This window comes from Micromonospora sp. NPDC005173, assembly GCF_040608515.1.
Lineage (GTDB): Bacteria > Actinomycetota > Actinomycetes > Mycobacteriales > Micromonosporaceae > Micromonospora.
On sequence record NZ_JBEXIK010000013.1, the window covers coordinates 168,468 to 185,283 of the forward strand.

General features: G+C 73.2%; 15 protein-coding genes. 14 read left to right on the plus strand and 1 reads right to left on the minus strand.

Going from position 1 to position 16,816, the window contains the following annotated elements; translation table 11 throughout:
• Positions 1–43: 43 nt before the first annotated feature.
• The 14 genes from ABZV00_RS17585 (at position 44) to ABZV00_RS17650 (ending at position 16,479) form a co-directional block, all read left to right on the plus strand.
• Positions 44–1,213, plus strand: a complete 1,170-nt coding sequence (locus tag ABZV00_RS17585) for a hypothetical protein (protein WP_355607184.1) — start codon at positions 44–46, stop codon at positions 1,211–1,213.
• A gap of 17 nt (positions 1,214–1,230) precedes the next feature.
• The gene (locus ABZV00_RS17590; protein WP_355607187.1) at positions 1,231–1,659 is read left to right on the plus strand and encodes a hypothetical protein; all 429 of its coding nucleotides are present in this window, start codon (positions 1,231–1,233) and stop codon (positions 1,657–1,659) included.
• Positions 1,660–1,701: 42 nt separating this feature from the next.
• Positions 1,702–1,956 (plus strand): hypothetical protein, encoded by a 255-nt coding sequence (locus tag ABZV00_RS17595; RefSeq protein ID WP_355607190.1) that lies wholly within the window; start codon positions 1,702–1,704, stop codon positions 1,954–1,956.
• Between the two features lie 2 nt (positions 1,957–1,958).
• Positions 1,959–5,150, plus strand: a complete 3,192-nt coding sequence (locus ABZV00_RS17600; RefSeq protein WP_355607192.1) for a hypothetical protein — start codon at positions 1,959–1,961, stop codon at positions 5,148–5,150.
• Positions 5,147–6,625 carry a hypothetical protein gene (locus ABZV00_RS17605; RefSeq protein ID WP_355607195.1) on the plus strand — a complete coding sequence of 493 codons (1,479 nt, stop codon included), beginning with the start codon at positions 5,147–5,149 and terminating at the stop codon, positions 6,623–6,625. The genes ABZV00_RS17600 and ABZV00_RS17605 overlap by 4 nt, the downstream gene beginning before the upstream one ends.
• A gap of 2 nt (positions 6,626–6,627) precedes the next feature.
• Complete coding sequence (locus tag ABZV00_RS17610) at positions 6,628–7,128, plus strand: hypothetical protein (RefSeq protein WP_355607198.1); 501 nt, start codon at positions 6,628–6,630, stop codon at positions 7,126–7,128.
• A complete protein-coding gene (locus ABZV00_RS17615; protein WP_355607200.1) occupies positions 7,128–7,775 on the plus strand; it encodes a hypothetical protein in 648 nt (215 codons plus the stop codon). The genes ABZV00_RS17610 and ABZV00_RS17615 overlap by 1 nt, the downstream gene beginning before the upstream one ends.
• On the plus strand, positions 7,772–9,799 hold the full coding sequence (locus ABZV00_RS17620; RefSeq protein WP_355607203.1) for a hypothetical protein: 2,028 nt from the start codon (positions 7,772–7,774) through the stop codon (positions 9,797–9,799). The genes ABZV00_RS17615 and ABZV00_RS17620 overlap by 4 nt, the downstream gene beginning before the upstream one ends.
• Positions 9,800–9,809: 10 nt before the next feature.
• On the plus strand, positions 9,810–10,133 hold the full coding sequence (locus ABZV00_RS17625) for a hypothetical protein (RefSeq protein WP_355607206.1): 324 nt from the start codon (positions 9,810–9,812) through the stop codon (positions 10,131–10,133).
• Position 10,134: 1 nt separating this feature from the next.
• Positions 10,135–10,650, plus strand: a complete 516-nt coding sequence (locus ABZV00_RS17630) for a hypothetical protein (protein WP_355607209.1) — start codon at positions 10,135–10,137, stop codon at positions 10,648–10,650.
• Entirely contained in the window at positions 10,643–12,079 is a 1,437-nt protein-coding gene (locus tag ABZV00_RS17635) for a baseplate J/gp47 family protein (protein WP_355607211.1), read from the plus strand. Before ABZV00_RS17630 ends, ABZV00_RS17635 begins: the two co-directional genes overlap by 8 nt.
• A gap of 11 nt (positions 12,080–12,090) precedes the next feature.
• Positions 12,091–14,436, plus strand: coding sequence for a hypothetical protein (locus ABZV00_RS17640; RefSeq protein WP_355607214.1), 2,346 nt, complete (start codon positions 12,091–12,093; stop codon positions 14,434–14,436).
• Between the two features lie 13 nt (positions 14,437–14,449).
• Entirely contained in the window at positions 14,450–15,577 is a 1,128-nt protein-coding gene (locus ABZV00_RS17645; protein WP_355607216.1) for a hypothetical protein, read from the plus strand.
• A 137-nt stretch (positions 15,578–15,714) separates the two neighbouring features.
• Complete coding sequence (locus ABZV00_RS17650; protein WP_355607219.1) at positions 15,715–16,479, plus strand: BTAD domain-containing putative transcriptional regulator; 765 nt, start codon at positions 15,715–15,717, stop codon at positions 16,477–16,479.
• A gap of 104 nt (positions 16,480–16,583) precedes the next feature.
• On the opposite strand, the gene ABZV00_RS17655 is transcribed toward ABZV00_RS17650, so the two are convergent.
• Positions 16,584–16,816: transposase (locus ABZV00_RS17655; RefSeq protein ID WP_355607222.1), on the minus strand; the 233-nt coding region annotated here is incomplete at its 5' end.

Below are 16,816 nucleotides of genomic sequence, written 5' to 3' on the forward strand. Positions count from 1 at the left end.
TCCCGCCCATCGACCGCAGCAGCAACTCCGTCCGGGAGGACCCGTGGCACCGACAGCAGCATTCCCGTTCATCGAGGTCCGGATCGTGCCGCCACCGGCGCCCCTGGCCCAGCGCTCGCCAGGCGTCATCGCCGTGGTCGGCAAGGCCCCGACCACCGCCGACGGTGGCTCGGCCCCGGCGAACACCCCGGTCCGGATCGAGACCCTCGACGACGCGGTCACCAACTTCGCCCGCCGGCAGACCGGCAGCGTGGTCCGCAACGCCCTCTACAACTCGCTGGAGCTGGCCTTTCTGCAGGATCCGCGCCCGGCCAAGGTGTACGGGGTCAAGGTCGCCGGCGACGACTACGCCGCTGCGCTCAGCGGTCTGGAGGCCGCCGACGATGTGACCATGGTGTCGCTGGCCAACGAGTCGAGCGTCGGCAACCCTGCCGGGGCGGGCGCGCCGACCGGGCTGCACGCGCTCAAGGCGCACGTGGAGACGATGTCGGCGGCCGGCCAGCGGCGGCTCGGTTTCGCCATGGTCAACCCGGCCACCGAGAAGGGCCCCACCTACGTCGCCGACATCACCACCGCGGCGAACCCGCTCAAGAGCAGCACCAGCCGGATGGTGATGATCGCTGCTCGGGGTGCGGACGGCGACGCCGCCACCGCCGCGATGGCGGCCGTGGCCGGGCTGCCGGTACACCACAGCATCGTGCTGAAGAAGATCCGTGGGGTGGCCATGCCGGTGGCCAAGCAGTACAGCCCGGCCGAGATCAAGGGCCTGTCCGAGGCCAACCTCACGCCGATCATCGACCCGACACTGATCACCGGGGAGAGCCTGCACTTCGCCGACGGGCGGCTGTTCACCTCGGACGCGAGCCTGCTGCACGTCGACCTGGTGCGCACGCTCGACCAGATCGAGTTCATGCTCCGCGCCGGCCTGATCGGCCTGGTCGGCGACGCGCGGATCACCAAGCCGGGGATGACCCTGCTGAAGACCCAGGTGGACGGCATCCTCGGCCCGCTCAAGCGGCAGGCGGTGATCGACGACTACCGGATCGAGATCCCGGTGCTGGACATCCTCACCATCCCGGAGGTCGCCCGCACCGCCACCGACACCTCGATCGTCACCGCCGCCCGGGCCGACCGCACCGTCGACCTGGTCGTCACCGTCACGTACGGCCCGGCCGTGAGCCGCCTGCTGGTCACGCTCGTGGCCAAGTTCTGACCCGGAGGAACCAGACCATGGAGTGGAAGACCCGCCTCGCGGTGCAGTACACCAAGGGCACCGAGACGGTGCTGATCAGCCCGATCGACTCGTTCAGCCCGTCGTTCTCGCTCAACGTCGAGCCGCTGCACTCGTGCGAGGTGACCCACATGGGGGCGATCCACGCGCCGGTGTCGATGAACTTCACGATGACAGTCAAGGCCATCGGGGACGTCGCGGGCCGGCTCACCAAGCTGGCGCTCGACGGTGAGCTGTTCGACATCGCGTTGCTGGAGCACACCGGCGACGACTGGGCGTTCTCCTCGTTCGTGCTGCAGGACTGCCTGATCACCAGCGCGACGCCGACCACCGCCACCATCTCCGGCGCCCCGGCGGCGACCTTCAGCGGGTTCAGCCTGGCCGCCACGGTCGACCCGAAGGTCGGCGACCCGTCCGTGCTGCCCTAACCCGCGAACGACAGCCCGCCGACGACGAACCGGAGGTAGCAGATGGCGACCGGAGCTGGCCGTGCCGCCCGGGTCACCCGTACCGGGCTGGCCCTGGTGCACGCGGGTGAGCTGGTGCTGCCGGCGGCCGGCAGCGAGGCGGAGGCCGAGCAGGTTGCCGAGGACGATCGCGCCGTCATCGCGTACCACTTCCCGGTGGAGATCGAGGTCGTCGCCGGCGGCGGCGCGGTCGACGCCGACGCGCTCGCCGACCTCGCGCTGGCCCGGCTCGCCGAGCACCTGGACGGGCGGTTCTGACGGTGGCCATCTCGGTGCACGTGCCGGTGCGGATCCGGCTGGACGCCCGGTCGGTGACCGAGCGGCCGGAGGAGGTGACCGCGGCGCTCGCCGCGGCCCTGGCCCGCGCACTGGAACGCTCCCGGCGCGAGGTGGTCGCGCCGCGCGGCGGCTACCTGGAGGTACGCCCCGGCGCGCCGGAGTTCCGCTGGACCGGCGTGGCCGGCGAGCGGGTGTCCCCGGACGACCGGCGGGCCTTCGAGGCCCGGCTGCGCCGGCGCATCGACGAGGTGGTGACCGCCGCGCGGCTCGACCCGGGGTTGCCGGTCGGCGTGGCCGCGCCGCTGAGCCGGCCGCCGACCGAGCTGTTCGATCCGCAGCGGATGCGCCACCTGCTGGCCGTCTACCGGGTGCCGTCCTACGACGACGGTGGCGATGCCGCCGAGGTGCCGGTGGACGGCGACGCGGCGACGCCGGTGCGCTATGACTGGCACCTGCGCCCGGTCACCTACCTCGTCGGCCACTTCGCCGAGCTGGCCCGGGAGGCGGTCCGGCAGCACGGTGGCCTGCCCTCCGGCGCCGCACAGGGCGTCATCGCCCGGGTCACCGACCCGGAAGGGCGGCAGGTGTGGCTGGTCATGGTGACCACCACCCCGCTGTCGTACTTCACCTTCGACCGGTTCGGTGAGACTGTCTTCCGGGCCACCCCGCAGCCGCACTTCGAGATCGAGGCGCGGACGCCCAGCCCGCAACCGGGCACGGTCGACCGCCGACCGGTTGCCGACCGGGCCGCGCTGGTGGCCATGGTGGACGAGGAGATCGGCGCCGACATCCGGTCCCGGCTGCAGACCGCGCAGCCGCGCGGCGAGACCACCACCGTCGAGGAGTACCGGGCGCAGGTCGAGCGGGCCGTCGAGGTGGAGGTGAACCGGCGGGTCGACGGGATCCTCGGCTCGCTGGGCGGCGCGACACCGACCTGCCTGATCGTCGTCCAGGTGGGCGGCACGTCCCTGCTGCTGGTCGGCACCGAGGCCACCGACACGACGCTGCACTGGACCGGGCGGGCCAACCTGCTGCCGATCAGCGTCGAGCAGCACCCGACAACGCCGGTCGACCCGAACGCGCCGCCCGGCGGCGGCGTCGGCGGCGGTACCGGCCAGGGCGGCGGCACCGGCTCCGGCGCTGGCGGCGGCACGGGCGCCGGCGGTGGCACGGGCACCGGGGCGGGCGACGGCACAGGGACCGGCACCGGCGACGGAGCCGGCGGTACGCCGCGAGGCGGGTTCGTCTTCGACCCGAGCGCCCCGAGCGCGCCGCCCGGCGCCGGTGCGAGCCGGTTCCCGTTGGTGACCGGCGGACGTGCGGAGATTCCGGCGTGTGGATCGCTCAACGGCGAACCCGAACTTGACGCGCTCGGCGCGGACGCCGACGAGCTGCGCCGGCTGATGGACGACATCGCGTTCCGGCTGCAGATGAACCAACCCTGCCGCTATCCGGCGACCTTCTGCCTGCAGGCCGCCGCGGTGCTGCGCGCGCGGGCCGCCGCGATCGGCGTCATGGTCGGCGCGGCGGAACGGGAGGGGTTCAGCCGCCCGGTTCCGGAGGGCACCGGCCGGCTCGGGCCGCTGGACTTCCGGCCGGTCGCCTCGCCCGCCATCCAGTTCCTGCGCCACCTCGCCGGGGTGGTTCCCCGGCTGGACCACCTGGCCCAGCGGATCATGGCCGTCTATCGGAAGCCGGAGCACTGGGCCCGGATCCGCAGCGGCCTGCAGGAGCACCCGGCTGCCTGGAACCTGCACTTCCTGCACGAGTTCACGCCGGCGGTGAAGGACGCTGTCGGGACGATCTTCGTGATCGGCAACAAGGCCATGCTGGTGCAGTTGCTGCTCACCTCCCGACAGGGCATCCAGGCCCGGATCACCAACTTCGCCCGGTACGCGCCGATCTTCGAGCGGCTGATCGTCTCCCAACTCACCGACTACGTCGAGTTGCAGGGCCTCCGGGACCGGCTGCGTCGACACGAGACGGCCCGGACGCTCCTGACCTACACGAGCACCGGTGGAGAGGCGCTCGCCACCGCCAGCCTGGTCAACCCCTCCACCGCCTGGTACGGCGCGGCGCACTCGCTCTCCGGCGCGTTCCTCGCCGCCGAGGCCGCCCTCACCAGTCCCGGGGCGGCCGGTGAGATCGTCGAGCGGGACGGGGTGGCCCGGATCCGAGACTCGCACGGAGTGCTCTGGACCGTCGCCGACATCGAGCAGGCGCTGGTCATCCAGCGCGGCGAGGCCGAGGGCATCGACCCGCTGGTCAAGCAGATCGCCGATCTGCCCGACGTGCTGGCCCGCTTCGCCGGTGACCGGTCGGCGATCCGCGACGAGCTGTGGCGGGTGCTGCAGGACATGCGGCGCAACAACGCCGAGATGCTCGGCCGTGCCCGCGAGGACGCCGGGTTCGCGTTCCGCTCCAGCCGGATCAGTGAACACATCCCGTCCGCCACCATCCCCGGTGGCCGGTACGCCCTGCAGGGCATCCACCTCGTCACCCACCAGCAGCTCGGCGAGTTCTTCGGCGGCAACGGGTTCTACGCGCTCGGCGTCGACGACCTGTTCAGCAGCGAACTGGGCCGGCAGGCGCTGTCGGCGTTCGCGCTGACCGTCGGCATCATCGCCCTGTCGGTGCTCTGCCCACCGCTGGGCTTCGCCATCGGCGTGGCTGTCGCCGTGGGTGACGTGGTCCACGCCCACCGGCGGGAACGGCTCTACGGGGCGCTGATCGACCCGGAGCTGGTGCTCACCCGCGCCGAGGTGGAGGTGGAACTCTTCGCCGCGTACCTCGGGCTGGCGCTGTCACTGATCCCGGAGATCGGCACCATCGGCGGAGCGGCCATGCGCGGCGGCCGGGTCGCCCTGCGGTACGGGCTGCGCGCCGGGCTACGGGCCGGCGGCCGGTACGTGGCGCGCCGGGTCGCCCGGCAGGTCATCGAGGCGGCCTCCCGGGACCTGCTGCAGGCGTTCATCACCGAGATCCTCCTCAACGAGGTGTTGGAACGCGTCGTGCAGAAGCTGATGGAGCCGGTGCTGGCGTACGTGGAGCGGGAGGCGATGCTGCGCAGCGCGGTCGGTGGCCCGGAGGGCGCCCGGTTCCTCCTCATGGTGCTCGACTCCCAACCCGGTGGTGCCGCCGCCGGGCCACGCGTCCCGGCGGTGCGGCCGTGACCCCGCCCCGCCGGTTCCGCGCCGGCCGCTTCCTGGACGCCGCCGCGGTGCACGCCGCCGCCGACGCCAACCCACGGCTGCGCCGCTTCATGCGGACCGTGGCCGGGCACAGCGAGGCCGGCGACGTGCGCTCCCGGCGGCTCATGGAGCACCTCATCCGCCGCATCATCGACGACGTCGGTGACCTGCACCTGGGCAACGCGGTGAGCCGGCTGGAGCGGATCGCCGTGCTGCGGGAGAACATCGCCGCGATCCTCGACCACGTGCTCGACGGCGGCACCCTGCCTGAGGGGGTGCGGGTGGAGACGCTGGGGGAGTACTTCGACCAGCTCAACACCGAGATGCGCGAGCTGAGCCGACCCCGCGAGGGCATCGTCGGGGACGCGCCGCTGCGGCTGGCTGACGACGCCGCCCAGTACGCCGACTCGCTGCTGCGCGAGTTCGAGGCCGGCGGCGGCACGGGCGGCCGGCACACCGAGCCGGCCGCCGTGGTCACCGACGCGTTCCGGGCCATGCCGGCGGACCGGCAGGCCGCCCTGCGCCGCGCCGCCGAGCTGGAGCCGCAGGCGTTGTGGCGGGCGGTGGCCGCCGAGTCCGAGGCGGGCAAGCGGGCCGCCCTCGCCGATCTGGAGACCCGGCTCGGCAGCCGGCTCACCCCAGACGAGCTGGGCCGGCTACGCACCGCAGTGGACGACCTCGGCCGGGCCCGCAACCGTGGCTTGCAGGTCAGCCAGGCCCGGCTCGCGGAGGCCCTGGCCCGGATCGCCGACCCGGAGTTGCGGGCCGTGGTGGCCGGCGGCGACGTCTGGCTCACCCAGCAGCTCGCCCTGCACAACCCGGAGGCCCTGGCCACCCTGTGGCGGCGTTTCCGCGACCGGGGTGGACGCGCCGACGACGGCCCCGGCTTCCGCGCCTACCTGCGACACGACATGGTCACCTACGGCCGGGGCGTGCTCGGCGAGTACACCGCCGCGTTCTCGCTGAGCAGCATCGAGCTGTTCCTCAAGGGGCCGGACGCCAACGTCAAGGTCGCCGGCACCGACCTCGTCGGCATCGGCCACGACGGCTGGGTGTGGCTGGTCGACGACAAGTCACACCGGGCCACCAGCGTCGGCGGGGTCAGCGCGCTCACCGACAACCTGGTCGCCAACCTGCGCCGCGACGCCGCCGACTTCCGCGACGCCATCACCCGGCTGCAACGCGACGACCCCGGCTTCACCCCCGACCCGCGGATCCTCGACGCGATATCCCGGATGGAGGACGCCGCCGCCGAGATCGACCGGATCAACCGACGCGGCTCGGCGGCCACCCGGCCGGCGCGGATCAGCCGGGCACTGGAGGAGCGTCGGCTGCGGCTGCGGGTGACCAGCGCCGCCGGCGAGGTCCGCGAGATCACCCAGGCGCTGCGCGACCTGGGCCTGGCCGTCGAACCCACCGGCGCACCGGTGCCACTGCCACCCACCGGAGGTCGTTGAGCATGGCATTCACCAGCAGCTTCATGCGGTACGACACGGTGCCGTCGGCGATCATCAGCGACGGGGCGCTGCCGATCCCGCTCTGGGCGGTCACCGCCATCTCCCTGGCCCAGACCTACCACCTGCCGCCGATCGGCTCCACCGCGCACAAGGCCATCGTGGCCACCCACGACGACACCATCACGCTGACCGGGGTGCTGGTCGGCGCGGAACGCTACGCCTGGAAGTTCGCCCTGGAGACGATGGCCGAGGCGAGCAAGCGCGGCACGGCGCTGGCCGCGTACTCGGGCGGGAAGTTCGGGGGGTTGATCCTGGTCACCTCGATGACCATCCGCACCGACATGCAGGTGCAGTCCCTGACCTTCAACGCCTCGGCCGCCCGCCGCGACGTCCTGGACACCACCATCACCCTCGTCCACGTGCCCCGTCCCAGCCTGCTCGGCAAGCTGCTCGACGTGGCCAGCATCGGAGTCGGCGCGCTCGCCGACGGGTTGGGCAACTGATGCCACCGTTCCCGATCGACCGCTACCTGCTGCCGGAGACGCCGATCGAGGTGCCGGCCGGGTTCACCGAGGTCCGGCAGAACCTCACCGCCGGCCTGCCGCACCGCGTCGAGCTCGGCGCCGGCGTGCACGCGGTGCTGATCCTGCCCACCGGGCTGGCCCGACAGTGGCTGGACACCGACCCCCTCGCGGTGGTCAGCAGCTCCGCCGACGACCTGGCACCCCGGCCCGCGCCGCCGGCCACGCCCCGGCCACCGGTGCTGGTCGGGCGGGTGCCGCTGCGACTGGTCGTCCGCCAGGGCACCCGGATCCTCGGTTCGGTGCCGCTCGCCGCCGGCCTGCGCCGGGTCTGCCCCGACGCCGGCCCGTCGGCCGCCACCGGGTCCGCCCCGGTCGCCGTGGAACTGGTGGTGCTGTCCTGGCTGCTGCACGCCGGGACGGTACGCGGCTCCGGCGACTACGGCTCGTCGGTGGCGCTGGCCTGGCGGCCCGCTGACCGCGCGGTGGACCGGTTCGGGCCGCCGCCGATCAACGAGTTCGTCTGGCGCCGCCGCCCACCGGCGCAGCGGGTCGAATCCGAGCTGGGCCCCGGCAAGCTGCGCTACCGCTACCTGCTCGACAAGAAGCTGCGGAGGGTGGTGCGATGACGCTCACGCCGTTCCAGACCGGCCAGGTGCGCCAGGGCGCGGTCGGCAACGACGCCGGCTGGACCCTGACCTTCCACCGGGAGACCCCGACCGGGCTCAGCCAGGACGCGGCACTCACCCTGTCCAGCGCCGACTACTACGCGGCCATCGACGCCGCGCTGCCCGACGGGCTGGGTCCCGGCGCGTACACGATCACCGTGCAGGGGTTGATCGACGAGCACTTCGCCGCGCTGCGCACCGCCGAAGGGCAACCGCCGCTGGTGGCGAAGCTGCACCTGTACTGGCGTGACGCGAACACGTCCGTGGGCGCGTTCTTCACCAATCTGGTCGGCGTCAACGCCGGCCCGTCACCGGCCGAGCTGACCCAGGCGCTGGTCGCCGTGCTACGGGTGACCAAGGTGCGCCGGCTCACCGGCGAGCGGACATACGACACCGAGCTGACCCTCGTCGAGCAGGCGTACGCCCGGCTCGGCCAGCGGGTCGCCGAGCGGTTCGAGGCGGCGAACTTCACCGCCGCGATCCGGGCCGTCGCCGAGCGCACCCGGGTCGACGTCACCGGCTGGGCCGCTAACCCGGACGGCACGATGACCCGGGGCGCCACCGAGGCGGCCGGAGACGAGCGGGTCACCTTCGGCGCCGGGCTGCTCTACCGTGCCGCCCTGGACCGGATCGGCGGGGCGTTGCAGCAGTCGCTCAACGCGTACGGGCGGGGAATGCTGCTGATCCGCGACGGCACGGTGCACGTCGGCAAGCGCCCGATCCCGTACCCGGAGGGGGAGCCGAAGCCGCTCACCCTCGCCACGGGCCTGCTGGAGTGCACCGAGAACGGCAGCCAGGACACCGACCCGTACGCGGCCACCGAGGCCGGCGGCACCGCGCCACCGCGCCGGCGGGCGTGGACCCTGACGTGCAAGGGCCGGCCCGACCTGAAGCCCGGCGACCTGGTCCGCTTCGACCCGCCCGCGGTCGACGAGGCGACCACGCTGGGCAGCGTCGGGGCGGCGCTGCTCGGCTCGTTCGCGGCCCCGTTCGCCCCGTCGACCGGGGAGCTGGGCGCCGGGGCGAAGCTGCTCTACCTCAGCGCCGCCCGGCACACCCTGTCGCGTACCGCCGGCTTCGTGACAGTCGTGCAGGGCGTCGAGGTGGCCTCGCCCGCGCAGGCCTGGGACGCCTGGAGCGACGCCTCCGGCGTGGGTACCGCCGACCCGGCCGCGCCGGCCTCCTCGCCCGGGGTGGCCGCCGCCGAGGCGGTACGCCGCGCGGCCCGGGCGGCCCGCGGCGAGTCGCGCGGGCTGGAGATCGGCGAGGTGCGGGCGGCGGCCACCAACGCCAGCGGCGCGGTCGAGCCGCCGGCGCAGACCGAGACGGTCTGGGAGGGGCTCGCCCGCCCCGACGGCCGACCCAACGGCGCCCGCCGGCTGCCGGTACGCCGGGAGCAGCCCGCGCCGCTGCCCGGCGTGACCTACCTGACCCCGTTCGCCTGGGGCGGCTGCGGGCTCATCCTGCCCCGCTACCCGGGCACCCGGGTGGCGCTGGCCTACCGCAACGGCGCCCCGGACGACCCGGTGGAGGTGGGCGCGCTCTGGCCCACCGGGCACGCCCCGGTCTCCCAGCCCGGGGACTGGTGGCTCTCGCTGCCGGTCGGGGTGGCCACCAACAGCCGGTCATCCATCGGCGACACGGTGGTGCCCGCCGACCACGACGGCAAGGTGGCGCACGACCTGACCGACGGCGACGGCAACCGGGTCATCGAGTTGGGTGAGCTGACCGTGCGGGTGGGCCGGGCCCAGTTGCGGGGCCGGGGTCAGCGTCCGGAACGCGCCGACGAGGCGGACAGCATCACCATCGAGCACGCCGCCGGCGGGTCGTCGATCGTGATGAAACAGGACGGCTCGATCACCATCACCGCCACCCAGATCGACCTGGACGCCGGCAACGGCGCGGTGAACATCAGCGGCGGCTCGGTCAGCATCACCGCCGACGACGTCGACGTCCAGGTCAGCAACGCCATGAACGTCCACTGAGGAGAGCGAGATGGCATTCGTGCTCACCACGTCAAGTGACGTGCACTGCCCCAACCAGGGGGCGGTGACCCCGACCGGGCAGACCAAGTTGACCGTCGGTGGTGCCGAAGTGGTGCGGCTGGACGGCATCAGCGGCAAATCGGTCGCCGGCTGCACCATCGCCACCAGCAACTCCACCAAGCAGTGCAACACGGTGACCTCGGCCACCGGCGCCGCCGGCAAGCTCAAGGTCGGCAACGTCGCCGTGGCGCTGGACTCGCTCAGCGGCGCCACCGACGGCTCCAGCCCGGGCCTGGCCGCCACCGCCGGCCACAGCAAGCTGCGGGCGGTCTGAGATGGACCGGACCGAGCGGGAACGGCAGGCCGCGCAGCGCCGCTACCTCGGTTGGGGTCTCGCCTTCGAACCCACCATGCCCGGGCTGGACCTGGCCCGCGACGTCGTCTTCGACGACGGCCCGAACGGCCGGGTGCTGGCCCTCGTCGCCGGCACCGAGAACGTGGCGCAGAGCCTCGCGGTGGCGTTGACCACGCTGCGCGGCTCGAACGTCTTCGACGCCACCTTCGGCTTCGACGGGCTCAACGCCCTGGCCGAACCGGTCGAGCCGACCCTGATCCGTGAGCAGGTGCGGATCGGCATCATCACCCTGCTCGACCGCGATCCCCGGGTCCGCCGGATCGTCGACGTCAACCTCGACGACGGCCGGCTCGGTGCCGGCGGCACCGGCGATGGCCAGGACGACGCCGCCCGGGCCGCGCTGCGCGCCTCCCGCACCCTGCAGGTGCAGGTCCAGTTCGAAACCATCACCGACGACCGGCTCTCGGTGCACCTCGGGGAGCTGCCCAGTGTCTGATCCCACCATCCCGGCAGAGCTGGCCGACGTGCTGGCCGTCGACGCCGCCGCGCTACGAGCCACCGGCTCGGCCGGCTTCGGCATCGTCGAGACCGGCTTCGTACCGAAGTCCTTCGCCCGGCTGCTCGCCGAGAAGCTGGCCACCGCCCGACTGCTCTTCGGCGAGGACGTCGACCTGACCAGCGGTGCGGTGCTGCGTAAGGTCCTCGAACTGGCCGCGCTGGAGGACGCCCGGTTGTGGTCGGCGCTCGGCGCGGTCTACGACAACTCGTACGTGGTGTCGGCGACCGCTGACGCGCTGACCCGCCTCGGCGAGGAGCTCGGCATCCCCCGGCCGTACCTGCAGGCCCGGGGCACGGTGAAGGTGAAGCTGAAGGACGCGCTGCCGACCGGCCGCACCCAGCTGACGCTGCCCCGTGGCGCGCGACTGTCCACCCCCGGTGGGCACCACGTCGCGCTGGACGAGACGGTGGTGCTCTCCGCCGCCGTCGGCGAGCGGGAACCGGCCGTCGCGGCCTTCTACCCCGGTCCCGCGCACAACCTCGACCCCACCCAGGCCAGCCAGAAGATCGACCGGTGGAACCGGGCCGACACGCTGCTGGCCGACCTGGACGACGCCGAGCAGGCCGCCGGCAAGGAGCTGGTGGAGATCACGCACACCGTCGCGCTGACCGGCGGCGAACAGCAGGTCTCCGACGCCCGCTACCGGCAGCTGCTGCTGGCCGCACCCCGGTCCATCTGGACGGCCGAGGCGATCGGCCTGGCCGTGGCCACCGTGCCCGGGGTACGCCAGGTGCAGGTCTTCGACGGCCGGGGCGGCCTGGACCTCAACCAGTCCATCTTCGGCAACTTCAACTTCATCGAGCGGGTCTTCAGCACCGAACGCGACCTCGGCAACCCGTACTACGTGACGGTGCTGGTCGCGCCGACCGCCGCGGCCATCTGGGACGGTCCGGACGGGCTGCAGGCCGCCGTCGAGTCGGTGATCGAGGACCTGCGCCCGGTGGGCATCTTCGCCTCGGTGGATCGGGCCGACGAGGTGGGCATCGGCGTCGAGGCCGACCTGGTGATCCGCGGCCTGCCGTTGCCCACCGGCTCCCGGGACACGGTGAACGCCTCCACCGCCGCCACGGAGCTGCGCCTCCGGCTGCACGCCCGGCTGCGTCGCTACGTGGACGAGCTGCCCTTCGGCGAGCCGGTCCGGGCAGCCGAGGTGATCTGGACGCTGATGAACGAGCCGGGCGTGGCGGACGTCCGCGAGCTGCGGTTGGTCCGCTTCCCGGCCGACTCGGCGGTGGTGGTGACCGGCAGCGCCCCCACCGGCGACGGCGTGCAGCGGCTGCCGGTCGGCGACAACGCGGTGCTCGCCGCCAACCAGGTGCCCGTCTACGTCGACCGGGACGACCCCCGGCCGTTCCGGATCGTCTGAGCGGGGGCGCGATGATCGACATCCGGGTGCCGGTGGACGGGGCCGACCCGTCCGTCGAACGTAACCTCGTCGACCAGTTGGAGGGCCCGTACCCGGGCACCGTGCGGCGGGTGGTGGTGCCGATCGCCGCCGCCGGCACCGCCGCGGTGGACTGGACCAGCCGCCACCCGTTGCTCACCGTGGTGCTGCGCCGGGACCTGGTCGAGGAGACCGTCCGGGTGACGGTCACCGTGCACCCGGGAGGCACCGGTGAGCGGGTGCTCCCGCCGGTGGTCTTCGCGCCCTGGTCGGCCGCCGGCGCGTCGGTGCCGGCGTACGCGCCGGACACCGCCGACGAGCCGCTGGTCGCGTCGTTCACCGTCGCCGTGGCGGTCGAGCGGGCCGTCGAGGGCACCGCCGCCACCGCGGTCACCGGGGCGGCGCGGGCCGCACTGGTCGAGCTGGCCGTGCTGGAGGGCAACCTGGGCCGGCTGCTCTACCTGATGTCGTACGAGAAGCACCGACTGCGCCGCGCCGCCCGGGAGGTGCACGGGTACCGGACCCTGGCGCACGCCCGGCGGGACGCGCTGGACCGGATCGGCGCGGACGTCGGGGTGGCCCGCTTCGTCGACGAGCTGGTGCACGAGCCGACCAGCGGCGAGGTGTACGCGCGCCGACTGGCCCCGCCGGCCCGCGAGCCGGACCCCGCGTACGCCCACCGGCTCGGGCTCTACCGGCGGTTCCTGCTGCCCACCCCGGCCGCGGTGCGTCGACTGCTCAACGGCCCCGGCGCGGACACCGACCCGAACGCCGGGCTCTTCGCCGACCTGCCCGGCGGCGCCCGGTTCACCCTGCGCGAGGACGACGACCGGTTCGCGGTGGCGATCCGGCTGGTCGCCGCCGGCGATCCGCAGCACCGGACGAACTTCCTCGCCCAGTTGCGCCGGGACCGGCTGGTGCTGCCCGCGAACACCCCGCCGAACAACACCACGCACGCCGGCCGGGCGCTGCCGGCCAGCCGGCTGACCGAGGTCACCGCGCTGCGGGCCAGCCTGCGCCAGTCGTACGCCTTCGACAGCGCGCACGGCATCGCGCCGCCGCTGGCCGCTGCCCTGGACCGGGCGGGGCGGGTCTGTCGAGCGCTCGGCTCGGCGATCGTGTGGCAGGTGACCCGGGCCCAGGACGACGCCGGCGGCAGCCGCTACGAGCTGGGTCTCGGCGTGGACGTGAGCTGGCCGACCCCCGCGCAGGCCACCGATCTGCGCAACCGGGTGCTGGACACCGGCCGGACGCCCACTGCCGACCGGACCGCCGAGGCGCTGATCGCGGCTGCCCGCGCGTACGGCGTGCCCACCGTGGCGGCCGACGGCGAGCTGGCGTGGCTGTGGCGGGTGTGCGGGTTGCCGACCACGCACCGGATCAGCACCACCCGGATGTACCTGTCGCACCTGCCGACCCGGGGGCTGGCGGTGACCGCGCCGCTGAGCGCGGCGGTCGGTGTCGACGCGGCGGTCGAGGCGCAGTTCCACGCGCCCGGTGACCCGGGCGGAAACGCCCTGCTGCTGGCTGGGCTCGCGAGCGCCGCGTCGGCCTGGACCGGCGCGGGGGAGCCGGCCTGGACGCCGTTGACCGACGCGGTGGCCCGGACCCGGTGGGCGGCCGTGCCGACCCGGCCGGCGGGGCAGCCGATCGATCAGGTGCTGGCCGCCGCCGGTCTGCCGGCGGTGCGGGACCCGGCACCCGTGGTGGCCGCGCTGAACCGGCTCCCCGACGAGCTGGTGGAGACCATCGAGCTGCCGGCGGCGCTGGCCACCGCGTTGATCGCCGGCCAGCCAGCCGCCGCCGACCGGCTGGCCCGGCTGGTCGGGCTGCTGCGCGATCGGCACCTCGCCGCCGCGCTGCCGCTGGTCGAGACCGGCAACCGGGTGCTGCTGGTGTGCAGTGTGATCGGGCTGCCGCAGGCCGGGCTGAACCTGGCCGAGAGGCGGGCCACCGGGTTCCGCTGGTACACCGTGGGGCTCGGCGGCGGTACGGCGGAGATCAAGGCGGTCGGCGCGCGGACCACGCTGCGGCCCACCCACGCCGGGCTGGTCGCGGTGGTGGCGCTCTCCTATGTGCGCACCGGGCTGACCGACCCGTACGAGTTCCGGGTGGAGCTGCCCGACGGGGTGGCGTTGACCCTGGCGCAGTACGAGCGGCTGATGAACGCACTGACCCGGGTCTGCCCACTCGGCGTGGAGATCAACACTTTCGGCATCCGGCGCGACCACGTCGACCTCGACGCCGACGGCGCCGCCGAGCCGCTGCGCCCGGCGGTGGCCCGGACCTTCCGCACCTTCCAGCAGCGCCGGCACCGCGGCGTGTACGACCAGCTCTGAGAGGGACACCACCATGGCGAGCGAGATCAACTACGACGGGGTGACCGTCACCGAGCTGTACGAGGCGTTCACCAAGCACGGCATCCCGGCCTCGGACGCCAGCGTGCTGGTCTCCTCCTGGATCTACGAGAACGTGGGCACCGCGAAGCGGGTGTTCAGCTACGCCGAGTCGTTCCCGGCGGTGGAGCCGGGCTGCGCGCCGCCGCCGTTCGCCCGCACCTTCGCGCACAGCGACTGGGTCGACGGCGAGGACGTCGTGCAGGCCGGGCAGACCCCCGGCGAGCAGGGCTTCAACGAGCGGTTCCACCGCATCGAGCACGACCTGGACCACCTCGGCACCGATCTGGCCAAGGCGTTCTCCTGCATGGCTGCGATGCGGGTGAGCCTGCGCCGGCTGCTCGACGAGATCCGTGCCGAGATCAACCGGCTGCACTCGACGGTGCACGAGAACAAGGTCACCCTCGGCCCGCACGCGATCGAACAGATCCCCAACTACATCAGCACGCTCGACTTCGGCAAGTACATGGGCACCACGATGTTCATGGACAAGAAGGTCAGCATCTGGCAGACCAAGGCCGGCACCATCGTGCTGCCCGCCGTGGAGACCCTCGGCGTGGACGTGGTCGCCGGACCAAAGCTCCGGGGCGCCGCCCATCTCGAGCGGTACGCCGCCGAGCATTCCGACGTTCGGCAGCGCTTCCCGCGCGAGGTGAAGCTCACCGAGTTCATTCGCATCTTCGGCGAGGACGAGGTGGCCGACGGCCGGCTGATCCGCGACGTGCTCAAGGTGCTTCCGGCCGACACCAGCTACCCGAGCGTCGACGCGATGTTCGCCGAGGTGAGCGAACGGGAGGCGGTGATCGTCCGGACCACGGTCGGCGCCCAGTCGGCGGTGGCCGCGGCGCTCGGCATCGAGACCGAGCTGGAGAACGTCGGGGACGCCGACATCGCGATGCTCACCGGGGTGCCGACCAAGGCCCGGGCGGCGCTGGCCCGCGCCGGGATCAGCACGCTCGGCAAGTTGGCCGACGCGCCGGCCGAGCAGGTGCTCGCCATCATGAAGGAGGCCCAGATCCGGGCCGACGTCGGCGACGCCGCCGAGTGGACCGGGTACGCCCGGACGCTGAACAAGCTGCGCTGAACGGGCGGCACCAACTCCGGCGAACGGCTGATCCGCGCCGCTCGGCGGGTCGGTGTGACGACACAGCGCTGGCGCGTCGACCGTCCACACCCGACCGTGAAACTCCCACGGGGCGATCGGGTGTGAAAGGCGCACGGATGGCTGCTAACGAGGTGACGCACGACCTCCGCTCCGGAGCGCACGACGCCGGAGCGGGGCAGCCGCCCCGGTATGCGCTGCGGCTGCTGGGCGGGTTCGGGCTGGAACGCGACGGGCGCGCGGTGGCGGTGCCGCAGGGCGCCCGCCGGCTGCTGGCCTACCTCGGGGTACGCCAGCGGTGCGCCCGATCCGAGGCCGCCGGTACGCTCTGGCCCGGCTCGCACGAGGAACGTGCCCGGGCCAACCTGCGCACCATGCTCTGGCGGCTGCACCGGATCACCACCGAGCCGCTCGTGGAGGAACAGGACCGGCTGGCCCTGGCCGCAGGGGTGACCAGCGACGTGGCCACCCTGGGCGCGGCGGCCGCCACCCTGCTGGCCGGCGGGTCACCGGTGGGTACGGGTCCCGGCGTGCCAGCGTTGGCGATCGGCGAGCTGCTGCCCGGGTGGTACGACGACTGGGTGCTGACCGAGCGGGAGCGGCTGCGCCAGACGCAGTTGTACGCGCTGGAGGCCCTGGCCGAGCGGCTCACCGCCCAGGGCCGGTTCGGTGAGGCCGTGCAGGTCGCGTTGACCGCCGTGCAGTTGGAGCCGCTACGGGAGAGCGCCACTCGGACGCTGATCGCCGTGCACCTGGCGGAGCGCAACATCAACGAGGCGATGCGCCGGTTCGAGCTGTTCCGCGCCGACCTGAGCCGGGAGCTGGGGGTGGCGCCGACGCCGTGGCTGGAGCACCTGGTGCGGGCCGGCATGGCCGGCGGTTAGCGGGCTCTGTCCTCCCATTTGGCGGAAACCCACCGTAATACGAGAGGCTTCTACGAAGATCTGAGAGGGCGTCTGATTCAGGTATTTTGCGAGTGATGTGATCTTCAGATGTCTCGCCAGGTTGGGGTGGTTTCGTCGGTGACGCGTTTGGTGAGGTTGTCGATCATCGCGATGCGGATCATGCTGGCGGAGTTGCCGGGTAGGGCTTCGTAGTCACGGGCCAGGCGCCGGTGCAGCATGATCCAGCCGAGGGTGCGTTCGACGACCCACCGGCGTTTGACCACCGAGAATCCTTTGATGTGCGGGTCTTTGGCGACGACCTCGACGTCGATGCCGA

Excerpts from the sequence above, each read along its gene's own strand:
- ABZV00_RS17590 (WP_355607187.1), top strand. The coding sequence starts at position 1,231 with ATGGAGTGGAAGACCCGCCTCGCGGTGCAGTACACCAAGGGCACCGAG.
- ABZV00_RS17610 (WP_355607198.1), top strand. The coding sequence starts at position 6,628 with ATGGCATTCACCAGCAGCTTCATGCGGTACGACACGGTGCCGTCGGCG.
- ABZV00_RS17650 (WP_355607219.1), top strand. The coding sequence starts at position 15,715 with ATGGCTGCTAACGAGGTGACGCACGACCTCCGCTCCGGAGCGCACGAC.
- ABZV00_RS17640 (WP_355607214.1), top strand. The coding sequence starts at position 12,091 with ATGATCGACATCCGGGTGCCGGTGGACGGGGCCGACCCGTCCGTCGAA.
- ABZV00_RS17615 (WP_355607200.1), top strand. The coding sequence starts at position 7,128 with ATGCCACCGTTCCCGATCGACCGCTACCTGCTGCCGGAGACGCCGATC.
- ABZV00_RS17625 (WP_355607206.1), top strand. The coding sequence starts at position 9,810 with ATGGCATTCGTGCTCACCACGTCAAGTGACGTGCACTGCCCCAACCAG.
- ABZV00_RS17630 (WP_355607209.1), top strand. The coding sequence starts at position 10,135 with ATGGACCGGACCGAGCGGGAACGGCAGGCCGCGCAGCGCCGCTACCTC.
- ABZV00_RS17595 (WP_355607190.1), top strand. The coding sequence starts at position 1,702 with ATGGCGACCGGAGCTGGCCGTGCCGCCCGGGTCACCCGTACCGGGCTG.
- ABZV00_RS17620 (WP_355607203.1), top strand. The coding sequence starts at position 7,772 with ATGACGCTCACGCCGTTCCAGACCGGCCAGGTGCGCCAGGGCGCGGTC.
- ABZV00_RS17645 (WP_355607216.1), top strand. The coding sequence starts at position 14,450 with ATGGCGAGCGAGATCAACTACGACGGGGTGACCGTCACCGAGCTGTAC.